We start from the raw sequence: 20,027 nt of genomic DNA on the forward strand, positions 1-20,027 counted from the left end.
CTCGATCAATTGCCGGGTCGAAGGGTTATCCCCTGGGGATTCAAACTGTTAAGCACGTCCGCCAAACTCACCTGGTTCTTGGCCGCCGGCTCTTTGCTTCTGCGCGTATTGCTCCCCTTGGCGTTCGATGTGCCCGCTGCTTGAAACCCACCCGATGTGGCGTGAAGCGTTGCAGGCCCCAACTCGCCGGGGACTTCCACCATGGGAACGGAATTTGGATCTTTTTTGTACGCCTCATCCTTTTTTTTACTAACCCCGTCCAGGTAATCGCGCCAACTCGCACCGTCTGGAGGAGGATCCTCTTCACCTGGCCCGCCGCCCTTAAACAAACTGCTCAGGGAGCTTTGCTCCTGCAGCCTGGACACAATCCGCGAAATATACTGAGACTCAAAACTTTCATAATCCCCGTATTCAGCTTGTGCGGCTTCATCCAATTTGCTCCACTGGTACTGGGCCTCTTCCTCCAGCGCGGCCATATCCTTGGGAGTAATCTTCACCCCGCCGCCCAACAGCTTTTCAAAGGCCCCCAGCCTTTTAATCCGGGAGTCGAACTGCCCCTGCAGCTTCATCCGGTCAGGCTCCGCCAGCCCCGGTTCGTTCAAGCGTTTGCCCAACTCTGTGATGGCGTCCAGCTCATGGACCAAAACAGCCTTGGAATACTGATCCGGAGAAGACATGAAGCTGTTCACCTTGTTCGTGGCGTCCAACCGCGAAACCACGGTCTTGGAATCCCGGCCGGCGTAGAACATGGACGCCTGGGAGGGCGACAGGCCGAAGGTGTTGGCCCAATCCTCCAGGCTTTTCACTTCCGTGGGGCTTCCGGCTTCGCCCTTGGCCTTTTTATCCTCAACCCTGGCAAGACCCAGCTCCGCGTCGCGCCTCAAAATCTTCTCCGAAGGCTTCCTGCCTTTCATAAAGGCTTTGGCTTCCTTGCCGCTCAACCCAAAGGCCTTAACCCATTCCTGGGCCGTGCGGGTTTCTCCGGCGGATCCCGCCATGGTCCGGGCGGTCGCCATGTCCTTTTCCAGGCGTTTGATGCCGTCTTCCAAAACGCTGACGTCAATCCCCTGGGCCGCATACCGGGCCTTGGCCCGTTCCAGCTCAAGCACCTGCTTTTTCAGCCACGGCTCCGGGTTTTCCTTAAATGCGGCCAGATTCCTCTGAGCAATCGATAAACGCTCCTGGAGCTTAGGTTCTTCCGGGTTCTGTTCAATCGCCATTTCCAGCCTGGCAATCTGATCCTCCAGGGTTCTGCCCGGCTCGGTCACAGCCAACGTGTTGGCTACAATCGGGCCGGACATGCGTTTGAACTCCGCCCGCGATACCCGCGTTCCGTCCTTTTTCACAAACTCCCCGGTTTTTTCGTCCAGGGCGGCCCCCAGGGCCTTTTCCCAGGCAGGAAGAACATGGGGGATAAAATGGTTGGTCAGGGCCAGGCTGTCCGAAGGCGCCACTTCGGACAGACGCAGCGGACTGTTCATGTGCTTGATCTCCGCCGCACGCTCCCTGAGAATCGGCTCTTCGTAATCCTGGAAAATCTTCCGGTCATAAGCGGCCTGATCCCGCCTCAAGGCCATGTTCTCGCCAACAAGGGCGGCGTTGCCTATTCCCGCCTGGCCTTGCTGGATGGTCCGGGAAAGGTTTCCCAAAGCATCGGATACTTGCGTCATAAGCCTTCTCCTTATCCGAAACCGGTGGATGTGTCCCCCGGATCGTGGCTGTTCGCCCTGGACATGTCGCTGGATTTGTTTGTTCCGTTGCCGGCGGCCGCGTTGCCGCCAAAATTGCCGGCGTTCACATTGGCGTTGGCGCCCGTATTGCCCGAGTTGGCTGTGCTGGTCGCATTTGTCGTACTGGTCGCGTTGGCGGTGCTGCCCATATTCCCGCCGGTCCCGCCATAGTTGTCCCTGCCGGCGCTCTCACTGTTCCCGCCATAGTCGCCGTAATTCCCGGTCGCATTGCCCGCGCCCTGGTAGCCGTCAGCATTTGGCCCATTGGTCTGTTCATTCGGCTCATTGCCGTCTTCATTGGAAATGTTGGCAAAACTGCTTTCGTCAAAGCCCTTACGATTGGGGCCGTCTATGACCTTTTCGTCTTCAAAACCAAAAAGGTTCCCCAGCTTTTCCATGGCGAAATCCCTTAAATTGCCAAATAAAGTAACCTTCTTGCCCTCTTCCAGGGCATATTGCATCTTGGCGAATTCTCGATTGGTGATGTCCGGATGGTTGGGATTCGTTATGGTTTTATCTTCTTTCTGCTGCTGATCTAAAGACTTCCTTGCGGCCCTGTAGGCGTCCCAATTGGCTTCTTCACGGGTCTTGCCTGTCAAACGCTCCACTTCCCTGTCCACGGCCATGGCCTTCACAGGGGCGTTTAAAGCCGCACCCCGGATGATTCCTATCGGTCCTAGACCAATATCTCTAATTGTGGATTTTAAAAAATCCCCTAATCGTTTTCCCCGCTCTTCGCCCGTTCTCAAGGAATCAACAAGTTCACCGGCGGTTTGCACCGTGCGCATGCCCGGAACCTCCTTGGCGATCTCCGGCATGGCGCCCCTGCCAAAAGCCGTTTGGGCGCCAACCTCGTCAGACCCCGGTACGCCGTAATTATCCCCCTTATGCGCATCGCCGCCGGAATTATCGTAGGGATTGATGTCCATATCCAACAGACTCCCCGTGGAAGCGTAAACGCTCTCATTAAGCCCGCCTGCCAACGAGACCGGTGCGGATGAAGCCGCTGCATCCTGGCCTTGCTGGTAGTAGTACCGGCTGGATAAAGACCCAATAGGCCTGGTGACGCTGGCCGAACGCCCCGTCACTCCGCTTCGCTGCCTGGAATAGTCCCGTAAATTCATCACCACCAGTCGCCTCCCGAAATTGCTTCGACGGCTCCGCCGCCAACGGCGGACAGCACCGTGGAATACACGTCCCCGCCGGAAGCCAGGTAGGCGGTTGCACCGGAGACGGCGGCGCTTCCCATGATCTCCCGTTCGCGTTTTCCGCCAAAGGGAATGTAATCCCGGCCAAGGTCCGCCCCCAGGGTGGTTCCTGCAAGAATTCCGGCGGGAATCGCGACATAATGGTCCTTCAAGGCCCCCACCCAGTTGCCCGCGTCGCCCGCGCCTTCCGACGAAAAAAACTTGGCCGTCTCGCCCGCGCCCATCTTGGCCGCTTCCGTGGCCGAATCATCCACGGCCCCCGAATCGGCGTTGATGGCTTGGCTCAGGGCGTCGTTTTGCTCTTTGCCCGTGTAGTAGGAAGCCGCCAGGTTGGCCAGGCTGATCAAATTGGCCTTCTTGGCCTGGTCTTTCTGGACTTCCAGCTTTTCCCGGTCCAGGGCTTCCTGCTTTTTCCGCCAGTCCTGGTTCGCATTAAACGCCTTTTCCTCAAAGGCCCGGTCCTGTTGCGCCTGGTAATAGGCGGGAAGACGGGCCGCCATGGTTTCGTTAATGTCCCGGTCAGCCCTGGGGAGCCTTCTCCCCATGACCGCCTGCATTTGAGAGCGTCCCACTTATTCGCCTCCTCCCATAAGCGCCATGGCCTTCCGAAGGCTCTGGCGCTCTTTGCGGGTTTGATTGGCCAATTCCTGGTTTAATTCCATTTGCTGATGACCCAAGGCGCCGCCCACAACCAAATCAGCCAGGCCAACCCCTTCGGCCAAAGCCCCCTGGCCTTGCTCAAAATCCAGGGCGTCCTCATGCAGGGAAAAGGCCTCCTTGGTCCGGCGCTGGCTTTCCGCAAATTGTTTTTGGGCGAACTTCTGGTCTGCGGCACGCACCATCCCTGCAATCTCCCTTGCCATGCCAGGAGCGGCAAAACCCTTGTCCGCGGCAACCAGGTCCAGTATCGCCCGCTGCCTGTTGTCCATGGCTGCAAGCCTCTGGATGGCCCGTTGATACCTGGGGTTGTTTTCCATCTTGGCGGTGATCGCATTATGGTCCATTTATTTCGCTCCACGAGCGCAGGCCAAAGCCCGCACATGACGATGAGAAATCTTCCTGGCAGCCTGCCGGCTCACTCGTTTGCCCACAGGCTCCGTCTGGGCGCCTCCCTCCCTCTGGATCGCCAAAGGAACGTCCTCACCCGTTTGAAGCAGCCTTAAATACGCGTTGGCCTCATTCAGATCCATAATGGCTTTTTCCACGTTCACCTCCTATTCATCATCCCGCTCCGTGGCATACTTGATCCCCCACTTAAGCAGACGAACTCCCTTGTTGGTGTCGGAAGTATCCGCCTCAAACCGGAACCGGTGCGTCCAGCCGATTTGCTTCTCAGCCCCGGTTTTCCGCCCATGGCGCACCAGGCGGCCGTCCCCGGCGGACATATCCATGGGCCTACCCAAGTCATCGTAAACCGCCCGTGAATCTCTGGCGTGACGGATCAGGAGTTCCACCGCCTCATCCGTCCTCATGCCAACAACCTTCACATGCCGGACCCTGGTCTGGTTCCACATGCTTTTGTCAGGATGAAAATCGCCGGTTTCGATAACCTGGCCGATAGGCTCCCCGTCCCAGGTGGTTCCGTGCTCCAGCCGGCGCATGAACCCGTCCGCAAAACCGCCGTACATGTAGGGCGTACCCAGGGCGTCCGTAACCGAAAAAACGCACAAGGGATATTGGTCCGGAACCTTCTCAAACCATTCCCGGCGCACCATGTCGTAGCAGACCCATTTGTTGGGAACCGCGGATTCCCCAACGCAAAGCAACAGGTTGTATTCCCTGTGCGCGCGGTCGTAGCAGGCGGCGCAAGCCTCCATGGCCGCAAAATTCAAGCACTCGTCTTCAGTACGGTCAAAAAACCTTTCCAGTCCCGGCACGGGAATCAGCACGGCGCCGTCAAAAAACACAGGCCCGCTCGCCGACATCCACATGGCCACGTTTCTAACCACATCGCCCGAAACCTGATAGCCCACCTCCGCCGTGCACAGGGTTTGCCAGGCCGGACACCCCACGTTGTACGATATGGGGTAAATCCGGAACTCTTCCGGCGTGGATCCCGAAAGCAAATAAGTTTCCGAAGCCTTCAAAGCCAGCCAGAACAAAAAGACGTTGGACCCAAACCGGTTAAAAAGCTCCACCGCGCATGTGATCTTGTCAGATCCCCCAAAATACAAAGACTGCTTCCCGCCCATGGAGGACAAATCGCCGTTATGCACGTCCGGGGCGTTGGGCATGGTGAAATCCACCCGGTTGCCCTCTTTAAGCTCGCTGTGCGCCACGCCAAGGGCCATGTTGGCGTATCGGGAGGGAAAGTCGCACGGCTCCACTTTTTGCTGGGCGGGGATGCCGTAAATCAAGTCCACGGTCACAGCGGCGGAAAGGGCCGCGTTAAAACTTATGCGGTAAAAGTACCCGGTCGTTCCGAACATGGTCTGCATGGACTCTTCATCCCGGCTGGGCGGGTTATAGGCAAACATACCGGTCTTGCCCAACGTTCTCCAGCGGTTGGGATTCGCGATGGTCTGGTCGATAACCTGACCAACGCCCACCCAGCCCGAATGGCTGTAATACTCAATGGTGGGAATGGCTTCGGCTGTGTTCACCTTGCCGGCGTACATGGTGATTTGAAAGGCCGCCATGCGCTCTTCAAAACCCAAAATAATGTGCTCGGTCGGCGCCAGGGAGTTCAAAATCATGCCGATTTCCAGGGACGAATCCCCCGGCTCGATCACTTCCAGGGTGTAGTCCTTGTAGGCCTCATTCGCCGCGTCATAAACCTGGGCCTGCAATGGAACCCGGTATACGCCGTCCCAAACGTCCACCGCCGGCTGAAAAGGCGCCCGGGCGGACGCATGAAACAACTCCGCCGCCGGCGCGGTCCCGTTCACTTCAAGCAAATAGGCGTATAAATACATGCCCTCAAAATGCATGGGCGCCGCGTTTTCCACCGTCGAGCTGAATCCAACCAACCCGTCGCGGGCCAGAACCACGTCCCCCAAAGCTGTGCCGTCTTCCAGGTTATCCACCGCATCCAGGCTGAAACCCGTCCAGGTCTTCACGCTCAATGACGTCCCATCCTCAATATTTGGCTCCGAAACGTAAAGGTTCGCCCCGGATAAAGGCCGGGTGGAAAGCCCCAGCAACCGGTTCTGGGCGTTGCGGTAAGCCCGGACGGGCGGCGCAAAATCCGACGTCCACCTGGCGATCCCCTTGGACACCCGGAACTCGTCAATGCAGCCGTCAAAGGAAAAGGCGTCGTCGCCGGGATAGCGCCCGATAAACAAAGCGCCGTTTAAATCCGGCCAATCAACTGTATTGGTTCGAGTGGAAAGACAAACGCCATTGACGTATATTTTCAAAACGTGGCTGGTTCCATCCGTGTCCCTGGCTACCGCAACGTGATACCATTGGTTGATCGCCGGGGTAAAAGCGGGAGATGTAACGAATGAATAGACGCCGCCAACCCAAATGGCAAAACGCAAGACGCGACCCCAATGGAGCGTCAAGCACACATAGTTATTGGCATCCTGATAATGACAAAAAATGAATGAATCCGCTTTGTCAGTCTGATTGGACAAACTCTTGAATCTCACCCAGCAATCAATGGTAAACGGGTCGGTCCCCATGTACCAATCGTCGCTGTCAGGAACCCTGAGATAATCGCCGGCCCCGTCAAACTGGGCCGAAGAGCAGCCGAACTTGAATACGTCGGTAGTGGTATGCGCGTTGCCATAAGCCGCAACAGACTTGGCCGATGGACTGCTGTCTTCAAAAGTGGTCCCGCGCTCCGTACCCTCCATGTGCAATAGCAGCTTGGTAAAATCGTCATTCCCGCCGCAGATCTCAACAATATTGCCGGGCGTGGCCAGGGTGTTGTTGGCCGCATCCGTGAAGTCTATGGCGTCCTTATACCCGCCGTATCCCACCGAAGCCTGAATCGTTACGGTCTCCCCGGCCGCTTCATCCGCAACGCCGTCTTCTACCGTGATAATCCGGTTGTTGGTCGCGCTGGGGCTGGTGATGCTCTTGATGGTGAACGAGCGGTCGTTAGACCCGGATCCGCTTATGGTAATCTTCATGCCGGCGCTGAATCCGGCGCTGATAAAATTGGCGGCTGCAGACGTGATGTAATTGCTCGCCGCATTGAACGTGACGTCGCTGATTATTATGGAGATGGGCGAAAACGTAAAAAAAGCCCCCCAGGGCATTTCATCCCCGGCGTACGCGCACAATTCCTTGCCGTTGGCGTAAAAATCCGTGATGCCAGGGCCGTCGGAAAAACGGCCAGGCCCGGCGCCGTCCGCAGCAACATGAAGATTTCCGGGCTCAAACCCGCCTGTTCCCGGAATATCCGCCCGATGCTCCTTTACAAAACGAGCCCCCGAATCCATGGCGGCCTCCACCAGAACATGGCTCCGGTTCGTCCTGTCGCTAATCAGCTGATGGCCGTTATTGAGTTTTAACCTCTCCGGCATTGGCTTCTCCGGTTTTGCTGTTCATCCAGGGGAGCAGGTTCTTGGAGTCCGTTACCACCTTGCTCACAATCCGGTCCCTTGATTCGTCGGGAAGGCTCAAAACAGCCTCCATGGTTCCACGGCGCACCCGGCCCGTGGTAAGCACGTCCAGCACCGCCGCATGGCCCAGTTTCACCTCCCAAAGCTCCGCCTCAAGCTCATTCCGGCGCTCGTCGGTCAATTCTCCGATCTCCGCCTTCAACGGGGCCGCCAGCCCCTTAAACACGGCCATTTCCCGCTGGGCGCCGGCAATGGACGCATCCAGCTCCTCCAATGCGTTCTGCTTCATTTCCAGGGTGATGGCCGATTTCCTGGCTGCGGCGTTATCCTTGGAGCTTGCATGAGCCTCCAACTCCTCCATGTCGATCAGTAGAATCCGTCGCTCGCAGTCCAATTGCTTCAACGACCGGCTCCGTTTTGCGATCTCACGGCAAACCTGCCTGTACCGCCCGTACGCCGTGCCGCCGTTCTTCACAGCCACAAAATGCTCCAACTGGAACTGGCTGGCGAACTTCTGATGATCCTGCAAATAGGTTTGTATTTCTTCTCCCATGAATTTCCTCCCTCATGAATATTGAACGGATGCCGACCCAAGGTAAACGCGGCCGGGGGATGGCATGTCATCCTGAGAAGCCCAGGCGTCCGCATCAGCGTCATAGGTTTCCACGTCACGCAGCCCAAGTATCGCCCCGCCCGCATAAATCAGACCCTGCCCGGCAACGGTTTGGGCTCCGCCGCTGATCCGGGCAGGTGATGGTATGTCTTCTTTAACAGCGTAGGAGTCGGTTTCAGGATCGTAGGAATGGCAGTCCCGATAATTGGCGCCGAACAAAATGCCCTCGCCGCCGCCGGCAAGATAGGCGGCGTCATCCAGGCCAAAAGCGTATACTCCGCATCTGGCGAGATTCATACTGGCCCCGCTGGACCAGACGTCCGTCAATGGGTTGTAAACGTCGCAATCATCAAGCGGGTCCGACGAATCATATCCGCCGAAAACATAGCCCTTGTATCCAAGCAGACAAGCCGCAATATACCTCCTGGCGGGAGAGGGCATATCCGTCATGGAACTCCACGAATCGGTCAGGGGGTCGTACCGGTTGCAATCCTGCAAATTCCCGGAGGTGTAGTCATACCCGCCTGCAACATAAATCGAGCCGTCGTACGCAAACGCAGCTCCATAACTGCGCAAGGGTTCAGGCATGTCGCATCTCGACTCCCAGACGTCCGTCACCGCGTCTAGGGCCTCCGTTATGAGTCCGGAACCATCCATGCCCCCTATAGTAAAGGCCAGGTTTTCCACACCGGCGCCCATGTTGCCATAACGCCCCGGGGAGGGGACGTCAGTCCGGGCCGCCCACGATTCCAGCACGGGATCGTATTCGTCGCAATCCGATTGCGCGGACGTACCGCAAATAGCCAGCGCGGTCACGTAGTCGTAATCGGGATCAACCAACGGCTTGGGATTGATCGGGGAATACCCGCTCACGCCTTCCAGGCTGCCGTCCTGGGCGTACCTGGTGTTCTGAAGAACGCTGAAATTCCCGGCGCCGACGGATAAAGGGTCCGCCGAAGGCCTCCAGGCCCCATTAAAGGCAATCTCCATGGCGTACTCTTCATTGCGCTTGGGGCTCATCGGGTTGCATACCTCCGGCCTTGCTGCAGACTTTTCTGCGCTGTTTCACGCGACGCCTGGTGGATCTCCCTGGCAAACTCCCCATGAAGCCCCCGGGCGACGTCCCATTCTTTTTGCTGATCCAAAAACAAAGCCGCCGCCTCCTTGCAAATGGCGTGGCAGCTCATGGGCTGGAAGCGCCATAACGAATAATCGCTCCAGACCGGGCCGGGCAGGCAAATGTAATCCAAGGTCAGGGTTCCGCCTGATTCGGCTATAGGGGCTGGCAGATAAATCTGGTTCCTCGCCGTGGGCAGGATTGTGTAATCATTCCCCCCGTTCCAGCCGCCGGGATTCCCGTCCGAGTCGAACAGGGCCGTTACCAGTTCCGTGTCGCTCACAACTGCAAGCACAACCCCGTCCGTTTCCTGATCCTTGTTGTGCACGATATCCCTGGGATACACCGCGCCCAGAAACTCCGCTGCAGGATTAAAATTCCAGCCTTCATCAGTAAGGGTGGATTCCCCGTCAGACCCCGCGCTCGATGTCTCGCTTGCCGCTCCGGTCACAAGATCCGGACGCGCCTGCTTGTCAATGATCGCAAAAGCCCCGGGGATCTCCACCTCGGTATGTTCAAATCTCCGGATCTTCTCAAAACTGGTCTGTACCGGATACGACTTGTTTCCGGCCGGATCCTCGAAAATCCCAAAGAAAAGCCTGCGGGAGTTCCTCGCGGAAAGACGGATGAAGTCAGGTGGAAGGTCGTAAGCCTGTTGACCTTCCACCATGCTCAGAACCACGGACCCGGTCAGGCACAAGGTGCGCCGGGCGAAATCAACCGCCGCCTCATCCAGTTTGGAAAAAGCCTCTTGCCGGTTCAAATACGAGTTCGAGAAGCCCGACTCGTTCAAGGCCCTTAGCATGGCCCGGAGAGCTGTTTTACCGTCCATCCGCGTCCTCCTCGGAATCCGCATAGGCCCCGCAGTTCGGGCAGCGCTCCGGATCTTCCATCAACCGGTCATCCTCCACCCAGCCCTCGCCGCAGGCGGGGCACTTTCTCAAGTCCCCAAAGGCCATTAAAAATCCTCGCCGCTGGAATCGCCGGACTCAGCTTCATCCAGCTCCGCATCCTGGGCGTCCACAGGCTCGTCCGCGGCTTCCTCTTCGGTTTCAAAGAGCCGATACTCCCAGTCCTTAAAAGCGATGGATGCCGCCTGGCCCCACCATTCCGGCCTCTGGGGAAAAAGAGCGCCCCACGGAAAAGGATCCTCCCACTTCTTCTTGGAGCCGGCGGCCCGCCGCTGGTACAATACCGTGTCCAGTTCGCTATTCGGCCCGTCAATAAATTGCTGATCCCCGGCCAGCTCCGCTTCCCGTTTGGCAAGGGCCGCATAGTGGGCTTCGCTCTTCACCTTACCCACAGCCTCCCACCATGCCTGGGCCGCTTTGCGATGGGCGAGGTTGGTGATGATATCAAGTTCGGTTTTCGAACGCAGGGGCGAGCCGTCCTTGTATCCATAACTGCCGTCTGCATGCAGATACACGGCCTGACCGCTGGCGTTCCCAAACGTTCTGATAACATGCACCTTTTTGATGTATTCCGTGCCGTCGTCTTTTCGTAGCTTCACTTCCAAAGTCTGAGCCATAACTCCTCCCTATTCGCCCACCATGAGCAAACTCATGCTCACCGCTGCCGGCGCTGACCCGTCGGGCAGTTCAATCATGGCGCCTAAATCGTAGGTGGTGCTGATTGCCGTCCCGGACAAACGAACGGCTGTTTCGCTTCCATCAGAATCCAGAGCCAAAGCGCCATTGGTGCACGAAGCGGCGGCTGTATCGCCGGTCGTAACCCCCAGGGTGAAGATCTTCAGCTTGTGGTTTTCCTGGTCGTATTTGTACATAAACCCGTTGGATGCAGGCTGCTGGATCGCAACAAACCCAATCTCACGCTTGAATCCGAACTGCCCCATGTCCGGTAAAGGAACCCCTCCGGAGGGGTAAGTCTTGACCCCGTCCCCAAAAGCAATCGAGGCAATGGTCATTACCTTTCGCCCTGCAGGCGGCGGGACTATATCCCGATCCCGGGGCGAAACGGCCACGGCCACGTCGCTGGCTGCTAAATCCGCCATAATTCACACTCCCTTCAAAATAGGGTTATTGGTTTTTTCAAAACCGTCCCAACTGTTCCAAAGAAACAAAGCAAATCGCTCTTTGGAACAGCCTGGTTAGGCGGTCTCCACCATATTGGCCATATTGGCGGGCATTTCGTCGCTCCGGCGAACCTTCACATAAGGCCGCCCATGCCCGGCCGCGCCCGTCCCGTCCGCCATGGTGGTCAGTTGCACAACGATTTCCTCCCCGGCTTCCAAACGGGTTCCCCGCCCGGCATGGTCGTACATCACCTTGCCGGCGGACGTGGTGGAAAGATTCAAAACCCCCAGGTCGCCGTCGCCGCGTCCCGAGTCGCTGCCGGCCGTAGGCCTCTTATCGAATTTCACCACCGGCGTGCTTGTGGCGCCGCCGCAGGTTTCCGTGACCAGCATGCCCACTTCCATCAGGGTGCAGTTTTGATTGATGGCAACCACGGCCACGTCGGCGGGGGATTGGTCCAGATCCACCCCCAGGGCGTCGTCGTAGTCAACGACCAGCTTCACCGGAAGTTCAACAGGCGATTTATCTTGCAGCATATGTAATTCCTCCATTATCAAACCGGCCCGAAGGCCGGGTTAAAACCACTAAAAACAGCCCAAAGGCCCGCTATTTAAATCAGGCGGAGCCCCAACGAATCATCTTGGCTTCCCGGTCGTTGGCCGTCTGCCACGTCGGTCCAAAAGCCACAATCCCATACCAGGCCACGGCTTTGGTTCTTCCAAAGTCGCCCTGATAATTGGGATTGGCGCGTAAATGGGGAAACTCCACCTCGGCGCGGGAAACGGCTTCATCGCCGAAGAACACAGCCTCGCCGGTAACGCCGCCCGAGCCAATGGAGTTGGAAAGCGCGTTTTCGTGGTTCACTTCGGCAAAACGCACCTGGTCAACCTTGCCGGCCTCGCGTTTGTAAAGGACGTCGCCCTTATTCAGGTACATGTGCCACGATTCCAATACCCGGTCATTCTTCAATCCGCGCAACGCCTTGGTTGTGGCCAGACAGACGAACATGTCGTCATCGAAGGGCGGAACATGGATGTCGTTGACCATGTAATCGGAAATCATGCCCACATGATCCTTGGTCATGTTCTGGGTCGCTATGGTGGAAGGCGTGCCGTCCGTGTCAAGCACTCCGCCCGTGAGGCTGGTGGGGATGTAAATAATCTTCCCCTGCTTGAACGCAGCGGCTGCGGCGCCGTCCATACACCGGTTCATTTGATCCAAAAGGCCTTTTTGCACCATGTTCTTGGGATCAAACTCGCTCAGATCCTTTAACAGGCTGGTGTATTCCAGACCGCGGCCCCATTCCTGGATCTGAATCACCACTTGTCCCGTTTCCAACCGGTCGATGGGAATCCGAGTGTGTTCGTCCAGCATTCCGTTATTGGCGGGTGTATCCGGGTTCTTGTAGTGCATGATCGTCACGCTTTCGCCCTTACCCTTGCCAAAATCATCCACCTTGTCGGTGAACTGAACAAACACGAACTTTTGGGCGGACTGTTTCAACAGCTTCCCGCTCAGGGCGCGATTTTTGTAAACGCCTGTCTCAGCGTCGAACTCCCAGGTTAACGTATTTCCCATGTCAATTTCCTCCCGGCCGGGACCGGTCATTCAACTCACATTCCCGGCCTATATGCGCCGCTTTTCCATAGCCGCATCCAACGCGGAACTCAGGCTGACAGGCTCAGAGGAAGACTTCTCGCCTCCGCCTCCGGGAGCGCCCTTACCCTGGCCTCCACGGCCCATGGGTTGCTCCATCGCAGCCTTCAATTCCGCCTTGATCCTGGCCTCGATGCCGGCGAAATAATTGTTTGTGTTGTCAATAGCCCATTGCACCTGCTCTCCCATGCTCAGGGGCTTGCCGTCCGGGGTTTCAACCGGCGCTTTCGCTGCAAAAGTGTAAAAAACCCCCTTTTGGTGGTCGTCAAAACCGGCTTCCTTTATCCGGGTGTCAACCATGGCGTGCACATCCTCGGAAGAAGGACCGGCTTGGTGATCTTCCTGAAAAGACTCAGGAGGCGGCGAAGCCTCTTCCGGCTGGTAGCTCTGGGCGAAATTCGTAACATCCAGGTTGTTTTGCGCCCAAATTGCCGCCACCTTGCGGTCATACTCTTCAGGATCTTCATCATCTACAGCCTGAATGGCTCTCAGGGTTTCCGCATGGCGCTGCTCTGAGTACTCCAAAACTGCGGCGTCCTTCTTTTTCCGGCTCTCAGCCGCCGCCTGTTTGGCTTTCTCTTCAGCTTGCGCCTTTTTTAAATCGGCAAGCTCCTGGGCCGTCCTGGTTGCCTGGGCCTGCAGATTCCGGTATCCTTCCTCCGCTTCTTCATGCGATTTAAAGCGGGTTTTAGGAGCCCCTTCGCCCGGCTCCTGATCTTGTTCTCCTGCGTCCGAAGGCGCTCCTTGCCCGTCGCCTTCCTCCTGGGGAGCCTCTGGACGAGGCTCCGGAAGAGGCTTTTCTTCATCGCCGCCCGCTTCCGGCTCACCCTCTTCAGTTTCGCACTGAGCAAGATTAAATTGCTCCGTGCCGATCACCCTGGTTTCGGTCATCATGGCGTCCAGATCATGCCCTTGCTCTTCCTGTCCCAATGGTTGACTCATATCCGCCTCCGTCACACAGGCTCGGGTAGTCCGCATAAAACGGGCCGCGCCTGCGTTCATGCGCCTTACGGGTAGTCCGGCGCCCCGGGCCGTAAAGCTGGTTTTTTTTGTCTGCCGGGTAGTCCGGCGTCCCGGGCCGGCTTCCTTCGCCTGTAGTTGCAGGGTCTCCCTGCCTGAGAAAAAAAGACGGGCAAATAAAAAAGGGGCAGTGTGTGATTGTGTGGCGCCACACTGCCCCTTCATCATTTCTTTTAGGTTCGCCGTCGCTTGGTTGGCCGACCTCCCGACGGAACCCGTCTTTTTTTTTTAGCGAAGCAGGTTAGCCTCTCCCGTCTGGCGGCTAAACCTTTTCAAGAGCCTGCCCTGCCTGCTTCGCTTCCTGTTTTGGATTCGACCGCCCCAGGTCCTGGGCGGTGCACCCGGCGCTCTATAGCGCTCCCCTGCGGGTCGGCCGGCTCCAAATACTTATTTCCCCTTATCCTCCTGCATCGCCATGGCCGATAGCTGGTTGGCCGCACTTTTTGCCAGGCTCTTCTTGATGCCAAAATCCTTAAGGATTCCCAGATAAGCCTTACATTCAGGATCTCCCTCGATGATCGTCGCCGCCCTTGAGACAAACTTGCGATGCACGATTTCCACCAGCTTCCGGCCCTCGTCGCTTCCTATGCAATCCAGAAACCCCGCCTTGTCCTTCAGTCGAACCTTGGCGGCGGCGGCTTCCTCTTCGCCCTTTGTTCCTTTAACCATCTCAACGGGTAATCCGGTCACAATATCCACGTCAGGGCCGCTAAATCCACTCATGCGTTTTCCCCCTCATCCAAACCCTTTAGCTCCCTCAACAAGCCAATTAACTGACCAACGTCCGCCTTCTGGGCTTCCCTGGACTGAGCCTCTTCCTCTTCCTTGGCTTTGGCGGCCATTTCCTTGTCAATCTCCTCCGCCCTCGCCTGGGTTACGACTACTTCCTCGTCTTCCAGCTTGGTCAGCGCAACTATCGCTCTCAACACCTTGTAAGGATCAATATAGGCCGCATACCTGGGCCTTTCGCTCAAGGGCACGATTGTAGCCATGATCTTGTTCAGCTTCTCTGCCTCAGCCATAAGCGTTCCAATGCCAGCTACATGAAAGGCTCCGCTCATGGGAGGCAGCTTCAGCTCGCCATCCCCGGAATACTCCAGTCCAGCCTCCTGGACCTTTTCACCCCCAAGCATGTTCACATAGTCGTCATAGGTGGCAAAACAGGCTATTACGTCCCTGCCAGCCTCAATGGCCGCCACTGCGCCGTCCTCCAGGTTTTCGCCCATATGGCCGAACACGCCCAAACTTTGGTCTAAGTTCTGCTTGGACTCCCTCCAGGTCATATCCTGGCGGTATCCCGGCAACCCCTGAACCGCGTCCGTCACCCACGATCCCCGCTGAAAAAGTTGGTCGTAGTACTGCATATTAGCAAGCACCGAACCCGTTGGGTCCCGCCTCTGAACCGTCCTGACAGCCTGCTGTCCATGGACCGTATCCTGGGTCAAATACTCCTTGCCAGGCCAGGAGTTGACGTCCGAGGGGTCCACCAGGGCGTCCACGTTGATTTCCGTGGGAGGATTCACTATCCATTTCAAGGCGTCTTCATGCAGACACAACAAGGTGCACATGGACTCCCAAATCGAAACAATTCCTTCGATGAATCCGCGCCCGCCATGGCGAAGCAAGTGCGGCATGGGCGAAAAGCTGATTCCGGGCCACCGGAGCCGGGAGTAAGGAACCTGCTTGGGCATGCCGATCACGCGCCCTCCCGCCACAGTGTACCATCCCCGATCCAAAAGCACTTCCCCCTTGGGGGAAAGCACCGTTCCCCACAACTCCTGGGTCAGCACCATTTTGCGGAACGTGGATCGCTCCCAAATCTGCTCTTTTCTTTTAGCGATCTCCTCTTTATCCAAAAATGGATCGTCCTTGGCTTGGCCGCCGGAGCCAAGATCAACGGAACGCTTTACGTTGAAATAGCTGCCTTTTTCCTCGCCCTCCAAAAGGACGTGGTAATCCAGCCATTCGCTATGCACCCAATACAAGCCCCCTTGAGGGTCGCGGGGCGGAGCGTCCGGATCCCGATGAATCTTCCATGGCTCAATAAGATCAAAAATAAGCCCCTTGCCAGGAACCCACTTGGGAATCATCTCCATGGACTCGCCGATGGCAAGCGCCATTTCCGTAGCGCTCGAAAAACGTGTGGGAAATTTGGCATGTGACTTGTCCAGTTGAATATCCAGAACCGCCTGCCAAAAGTCAGCGCCAATCTTGTTTAAAGGATCGCTTACGGACAAATACCTGGGAGAAAAGGACTTCTTAATTGCGGCTACGCCGTACCCTACGGCCTCATTAGGCTTGGCAACCACGATCCTACTCTGCCAGGCTTCCTTATTTTTGTAACTATCCGGCTCTTTTTCGTGATACACGTCCCAGCATTGGGCCTGCTTCCTCCGGATCTCATCCCGCGCCCTGGCGCTGGTGCTTACGCAATCATTCAAATAGGCCACATAGTGGGCCTCGTTTTCCAGGGCGTAAGCGCCCGCAGCCTCTTCCCGGTCCGCCAGTTCCTGGTCGTCGTACATATGACTGGCCGCCTGGGTCTGGATCTCCCGGATTCTGCTGGCAACCTCAAGGCTGGGATCTGATCTCTGAACCGCCATTACATTCCCGCTCCCGGAGCATCAGGAAAAATTCTGTCAAAGTTCTTCTTATAAGCTGAAGAATGCCCGCCCGGAGCCCAATCCGAATGACACGGACACCCAGGGTGGCAATGATGAACATCCGGCTCCCCGTTAAAACCGTCAGGGTGATGGGTTTCAGCGCCGCAGCCCGTGCACTTGAAAATTTCCGCCGGGTTTTTGTCATACGGTCCGCCCTGCCTCATTTCCCAATAGTTTTTAAAATTTCCTGACATTGAACCCCCTCTATATGCCGTAAGGCGACTTGCTAGTCTTTAGCCCGGAGCTATGCCCGTAACTCATGGCCCTCTTCGCCTGGGCGGCGCGCATAGCGTTCCTGTTCACTTTGGCTTTCTTCACATTTCCCGGACTAAACAACCCGGCAGCAACATATGCGGCCATGTCCCCTGGGTGACTGAACCTGTCCTTGGCCGGCACGCTTCCAATGATATTCCCCGAGTTGTCCGTTTTCCAATGCCAGCCGCCGTTCAACGCCCGGTGCAGCAAATAGGCGGACCGGGAAAGCAAAATAGCAGGCTCGCCGTTTACCAGTCGGGTAAGACCCTCTTGTAAAGGCTCAATCCGGTTTTTTATCCGGGTGGGCCCGGGTTCAAACTTCACCCTGGGGAAGCCAGCCTTCTCCAAAACCGCTTTCAGCGTCTTGGCCGTGGAGCGCTTCACCGAGCTTTGATCCGGAGTCCTCATCGTCGGATCCCCAATATCCCGCCAATCCGAAATTAAAGGCTCGCCGTTGGCGCCTTTGTATTTGGGCGAGTTGAGCATGGGGATCACCATCTGCTCCAGCAGCTCCTCGATGCCGATACCCTCTCCCACAAGCACGTCATGAAAGATCAAACGCCCGGGCGGAACAAACTGCCCAATCCCGCAAACCGGGTTGTGCCAGGCGTCATACCCCCGGATGCCGACGGCGCCGGGAATCACCGGAAGCTCCACATCCCGCATAAAGTGAACCATCTCGTTGTACTGGGGAGTCACCGCCTTACCCAACTGAACGGGCGCGGGCCGGCCCTCCACATACCGGGCGTACATCCCCTTGTCATGCTGGAACGCGGCTCTGTTAGCGACACGCATCAATGGGTTGGCGTACTTGTTGTCTCTATACGGGATCTTATAGACGTGCTTGATAATGCTGAGCCCGGTGTCGGGGTCCGTTTGGTACACCTCCGGAAGCATGGCCACCTCTTCCGTCCAGTGGTCTTCATCCGCCGGGTTTTGGGTAATCTGCACCCTGGGCGTGGTCCCTCGCTGGCGCGAAGCCCTTGCAACCGCAAGGTCAAACACTTCTTTAGGAAGGCCTGCGTTCGCCTTTTCCTTGATGGGCGCTGGCTCTTCCAGCCAAATAACCGCGTACTGAGGCCCCTGAAGTTTGGAAATAGAAGCCTGATCATCGATGCCAAAAAGATCCATCTCCACCTTGGGCGTGGAGTGGATGATCATCTTCTTATAATCGTCCTTGAACGATACGAAATTACCCAGGACCTCCTGGATGTCGGGAACCGTGGAAATCTTGATGTTCTGGTGGGTGTCCCGAACCAGGGCGCCCCGTATGTCACGGCCGCACCGAAGCGCATGGGCGATCAAGCCAGCCACCCCGGCAAAGGTTTTTCCCTCGCCCATCGGCCCCATCAACATGACAATATGCGCGGCGTCATGCACGAACCTGCTCTGGGTCGGGCTCAGATCAAATTCAAGATCCGCCATCTTTCCCTCCCATTACCACGCGCATGGGCTTTCGCCCTTCGCCCGAATCAGGGTCTGGCGGCACATAGTCGGAACTGCGGTCGACAAGAATAATCTTTCCCTTCTGATCGTCGTCAAGCTCCCGTGCCTTACCGATCTTGAGCGCGATAATATCCAACACCATTTTCATGGCCTTGATCCGCTTATCCTGCAGACGGGCGTCCCGGTTTACCAAATGGATGACGCGGCGAATGATATCCTGGATCACATCCGCTCGTTTTTTTGCGCCCAACGACGTCAGCATCTCAATCCAGCGATCCAACTCCCCGTTGATCTCCAGGGCGGCCGAAGCAAGCCGCTCCGCCTGTTCCGACGGAAGCTCCCGAAACCACTCGATGCACTGGGCCTCCATCTCTTCCAGCGTATTCAAGTCCTGGGGAACCACCTGATCCACATGATCCTGGATCTTTTTGGAAGCCGCTTTTTCAAATTGGGGCTTTAACTTGGCGAGGTATTTGCGGACGGAAGAAGGGGATATATCAAAATCCTTTTCTTCCTTGAGCTTCTGGGCGACGGCTGTGCCGGTCACAATCCCCTGGGCGTATAGCTCCACCACATAATCCTGGAGGCCTTCCCGCTCTATGCGTGTTTTATTATTCGCCATTTCACATAACGCCTTTAAAGGGTTAGCCGGACCGCCGGTGACCGGCGGCGGCCCGGCCAGGGGGACGCCCTCAAGCAACTGGAGGGATCGGAGGGGCCGAAGAGCGCCGTCGTTATTTTAAATCCTCTGCAGAAATCCAAAAAACGCATGCTCTGCCATGGATAATTGCAGAAACGCCCCTTAGAGCTTGAATCACTCGCGCACAGGGCTAAATTTATCGCACTTCTTATAACACGGGTTTTATGAAACGCCCCGAAGCCCTCTAACGCAAAACGGCAAAGTCGTAGACTTTGCCGACACTTTGCCAAGACTTTACCCTGATTCGTTTTTCACTTGCAGCCATTTTTTCTATTGACACCCTTTCAGCGCCCCGCCTCCCCAACCAAAACCGGCGGCAATCCCCCGCCCCCAATCAACCCCTATCGACCAGGATGCCGCGAAGTCCTAAAACTCTTAAAAAATCCCACACGCACCAGGTTGATAGGGGGGGAGGGAGTCCCACTCCCGGGGTTTTTGTTCGCGCCTTATTCATCATGCCGCGCCCCATGGCATGACCGTCATGCCGCCCCGTCTCCATGCTGGACCCACCCCACCCCCAGCCGCCGCCAGGTCGCCGACGGACCAAGACGCACTTCTCCGGATTTCCGGTCCTGGACGTCCGGGCGCCAGGCCCGGCATTCACTCTCTGATTTCCTCAAAAAACCGGAAGCGAAAACGAACGTTTTTAGGTTGGACTAAAAGGCATTAAAACCCGTGCTTTTTAGTTCCGCTTTCCCGGAAGGATTTCCGGGTTTGAAAGGGTTTTCTATTCCGCCCTATAAAAAAGGTCTCCTGGCCGGCGCTGGAGGACGCCCTCGACGTGGATCTCCAGGGCCTCGATCCCGGCCTGGTCGCCAGGAGGATCCCCGCGGCGCCAGCGCCAGGCCCCGGCCCTGACGCTCATTTTAAAATGCCCGCAAAACGAGCGCCCGCCAAATTAATCTTGCAATCCCACCTAAACGGATTTATAACATTCTCAGTTATTTATCAGGCCGCCCGCTCCCCCCTCTGCACTTCCAAGCATGTACAGGCCACCCTGGACGGCTCCGCCGGCTCTGGACGCGCGCCAGCCTCCCCAAAATTTTCCAATCTCCCACCCCAGGCATGCTTT

At 56.9% G+C, this 20,027-nt stretch carries 19 protein-coding genes; all 19 read right to left on the reverse strand.

Annotated elements, in window-relative coordinates:
• Window positions 1-5: 5 nt before the first annotated feature.
• Entirely contained in the window at window positions 6-1,670 is a 1,665-nt protein-coding gene (locus G491_RS0126560; RefSeq protein ID WP_028316688.1) for a hypothetical protein, read from the reverse strand.
• 11 nt (window positions 1,671-1,681) lie between these two features.
• The gene (locus G491_RS0126565) at window positions 1,682-2,860 is read right to left on the reverse strand and encodes a hypothetical protein (protein WP_157468623.1); all 1,179 of its coding nucleotides are present in this window, start codon (window positions 2,858-2,860) and stop codon (window positions 1,682-1,684) included.
• On the reverse strand, window positions 2,854-3,510 hold the full coding sequence (locus G491_RS0126570) for a hypothetical protein (RefSeq protein ID WP_157468625.1): 657 nt from the start codon (window positions 3,508-3,510) through the stop codon (window positions 2,854-2,856). The genes G491_RS0126565 and G491_RS0126570 overlap by 7 nt, the downstream gene beginning before the upstream one ends.
• Window positions 3,511-3,942 (reverse strand): hypothetical protein, encoded by a 432-nt coding sequence (locus tag G491_RS0126575; RefSeq protein WP_028316691.1) that lies wholly within the window; start codon window positions 3,940-3,942, stop codon window positions 3,511-3,513.
• Window positions 3,943-4,143: a hypothetical protein gene (locus G491_RS0126580; protein ID WP_028316692.1), complete on the reverse strand. Its 201-nt coding sequence runs from the start codon at window positions 4,141-4,143 to the stop codon at window positions 3,943-3,945.
• A 9-nt stretch (window positions 4,144-4,152) separates the two neighbouring features.
• Window positions 4,153-7,413: a LamG domain-containing protein gene (locus G491_RS0126585; protein WP_028316693.1), complete on the reverse strand. Its 3,261-nt coding sequence runs from the start codon at window positions 7,411-7,413 to the stop codon at window positions 4,153-4,155.
• On the reverse strand, window positions 7,388-8,005 hold the full coding sequence (locus tag G491_RS0126590) for a hypothetical protein (protein ID WP_028316694.1): 618 nt from the start codon (window positions 8,003-8,005) through the stop codon (window positions 7,388-7,390). Before G491_RS0126590 ends, G491_RS0126585 begins: the two co-directional genes overlap by 26 nt.
• A gap of 12 nt (window positions 8,006-8,017) precedes the next feature.
• Window positions 8,018-9,085, reverse strand: a complete 1,068-nt coding sequence (locus G491_RS0126595; protein ID WP_028316695.1) for a Kelch repeat-containing protein — start codon at window positions 9,083-9,085, stop codon at window positions 8,018-8,020.
• Window positions 9,082-10,014: a hypothetical protein gene (locus G491_RS0126600; RefSeq protein ID WP_028316696.1), complete on the reverse strand. Its 933-nt coding sequence runs from the start codon at window positions 10,012-10,014 to the stop codon at window positions 9,082-9,084. Before G491_RS0126600 ends, G491_RS0126595 begins: the two co-directional genes overlap by 4 nt.
• Complete coding sequence (locus G491_RS35745) at window positions 10,004-10,141, reverse strand: hypothetical protein (RefSeq protein WP_157468627.1); 138 nt, start codon at window positions 10,139-10,141, stop codon at window positions 10,004-10,006. Before G491_RS35745 ends, G491_RS0126600 begins: the two co-directional genes overlap by 11 nt.
• The gene (locus G491_RS0126610) at window positions 10,141-10,710 is read right to left on the reverse strand and encodes a hypothetical protein (protein ID WP_028316697.1); all 570 of its coding nucleotides are present in this window, start codon (window positions 10,708-10,710) and stop codon (window positions 10,141-10,143) included. The genes G491_RS35745 and G491_RS0126610 overlap by 1 nt, the downstream gene beginning before the upstream one ends.
• Window positions 10,711-10,719: 9 nt before the next feature.
• Window positions 10,720-11,193 (reverse strand): hypothetical protein, encoded by a 474-nt coding sequence (locus G491_RS0126615; RefSeq protein WP_028316698.1) that lies wholly within the window; start codon window positions 11,191-11,193, stop codon window positions 10,720-10,722.
• 96 nt (window positions 11,194-11,289) lie between these two features.
• Window positions 11,290-11,751: a hypothetical protein gene (locus G491_RS0126620; protein WP_028316699.1), complete on the reverse strand. Its 462-nt coding sequence runs from the start codon at window positions 11,749-11,751 to the stop codon at window positions 11,290-11,292.
• Between the two features lie 79 nt (window positions 11,752-11,830).
• The gene (locus G491_RS0126625) at window positions 11,831-12,793 is read right to left on the reverse strand and encodes a hypothetical protein (RefSeq protein WP_157468629.1); all 963 of its coding nucleotides are present in this window, start codon (window positions 12,791-12,793) and stop codon (window positions 11,831-11,833) included.
• A gap of 48 nt (window positions 12,794-12,841) precedes the next feature.
• Window positions 12,842-13,813 (reverse strand): hypothetical protein, encoded by a 972-nt coding sequence (locus tag G491_RS0126630; protein ID WP_028316701.1) that lies wholly within the window; start codon window positions 13,811-13,813, stop codon window positions 12,842-12,844.
• A 465-nt stretch (window positions 13,814-14,278) separates the two neighbouring features.
• Window positions 14,279-14,614 carry a hypothetical protein gene (locus G491_RS0126635; protein WP_028316702.1) on the reverse strand — a complete coding sequence of 112 codons (336 nt, stop codon included), beginning with the start codon at window positions 14,612-14,614 and terminating at the stop codon, window positions 14,279-14,281.
• Window positions 14,611-16,494, reverse strand: a complete 1,884-nt coding sequence (locus G491_RS0126640; protein WP_028316703.1) for a hypothetical protein — start codon at window positions 16,492-16,494, stop codon at window positions 14,611-14,613. The genes G491_RS0126635 and G491_RS0126640 overlap by 4 nt, the downstream gene beginning before the upstream one ends.
• A gap of 264 nt (window positions 16,495-16,758) precedes the next feature.
• Window positions 16,759-18,234 (reverse strand): hypothetical protein, encoded by a 1,476-nt coding sequence (locus tag G491_RS0126650; RefSeq protein ID WP_028316705.1) that lies wholly within the window; start codon window positions 18,232-18,234, stop codon window positions 16,759-16,761.
• The gene (locus G491_RS0126655; RefSeq protein WP_028316706.1) at window positions 18,221-18,877 is read right to left on the reverse strand and encodes a hypothetical protein; all 657 of its coding nucleotides are present in this window, start codon (window positions 18,875-18,877) and stop codon (window positions 18,221-18,223) included. The genes G491_RS0126650 and G491_RS0126655 overlap by 14 nt, the downstream gene beginning before the upstream one ends.
• Window positions 18,878-20,027: the final 1,150 nt, after the last annotated feature.

It is taken from the genome of Desulfatibacillum aliphaticivorans DSM 15576 (genome assembly GCF_000429905.1).
Taxonomy (GTDB): domain Bacteria; phylum Desulfobacterota; class Desulfobacteria; order Desulfobacterales; family Desulfatibacillaceae; genus Desulfatibacillum; species Desulfatibacillum aliphaticivorans.

Bases quoted from the DNA above. Each gene is read 5' to 3' on its own strand.
- G491_RS0126595 (WP_028316695.1), bottom strand. From the start codon at position 9,085: ATGAGCCCCAAGCGCAATGAAGAGTACGCCATGGAGATTGCCTTTAAT.
- G491_RS0126575 (WP_028316691.1), bottom strand. From the start codon at position 3,942: ATGGACCATAATGCGATCACCGCCAAGATGGAAAACAACCCCAGGTAT.
- G491_RS0126635 (WP_028316702.1), bottom strand. From the start codon at position 14,614: ATGAGTGGATTTAGCGGCCCTGACGTGGATATTGTGACCGGATTACCC.
- G491_RS0126585 (WP_028316693.1), bottom strand. From the start codon at position 7,413: ATGCCGGAGAGGTTAAAACTCAATAACGGCCATCAGCTGATTAGCGAC.
- G491_RS0126655 (WP_028316706.1), bottom strand. From the start codon at position 18,877: ATGGCGAATAATAAAACACGCATAGAGCGGGAAGGCCTCCAGGATTAT.
- G491_RS0126600 (WP_028316696.1), bottom strand. From the start codon at position 10,014: ATGGACGGTAAAACAGCTCTCCGGGCCATGCTAAGGGCCTTGAACGAG.
- G491_RS0126625 (WP_157468629.1), bottom strand. From the start codon at position 12,793: ATGGGAAATACGTTAACCTGGGAGTTCGACGCTGAGACAGGCGTTTAC.
- G491_RS0126630 (WP_028316701.1), bottom strand. From the start codon at position 13,813: ATGAGTCAACCATTGGGACAGGAAGAGCAAGGGCATGATCTGGACGCC.
- G491_RS0126560 (WP_028316688.1), bottom strand. From the start codon at position 1,670: ATGACGCAAGTATCCGATGCTTTGGGAAACCTTTCCCGGACCATCCAG.
- G491_RS0126610 (WP_028316697.1), bottom strand. From the start codon at position 10,710: ATGGCTCAGACTTTGGAAGTGAAGCTACGAAAAGACGACGGCACGGAA.
- G491_RS0126620 (WP_028316699.1), bottom strand. From the start codon at position 11,751: ATGCTGCAAGATAAATCGCCTGTTGAACTTCCGGTGAAGCTGGTCGTT.
- G491_RS0126615 (WP_028316698.1), bottom strand. From the start codon at position 11,193: ATGGCGGATTTAGCAGCCAGCGACGTGGCCGTGGCCGTTTCGCCCCGG.
- G491_RS0126650 (WP_028316705.1), bottom strand. From the start codon at position 18,234: ATGGCGGATCTTGAATTTGATCTGAGCCCGACCCAGAGCAGGTTCGTG.
- G491_RS0126640 (WP_028316703.1), bottom strand. From the start codon at position 16,494: ATGGCGGTTCAGAGATCAGATCCCAGCCTTGAGGTTGCCAGCAGAATC.
- G491_RS35745 (WP_157468627.1), bottom strand. From the start codon at position 10,141: ATGGCCTTTGGGGACTTGAGAAAGTGCCCCGCCTGCGGCGAGGGCTGG.
- G491_RS0126590 (WP_028316694.1), bottom strand. From the start codon at position 8,005: ATGGGAGAAGAAATACAAACCTATTTGCAGGATCATCAGAAGTTCGCC.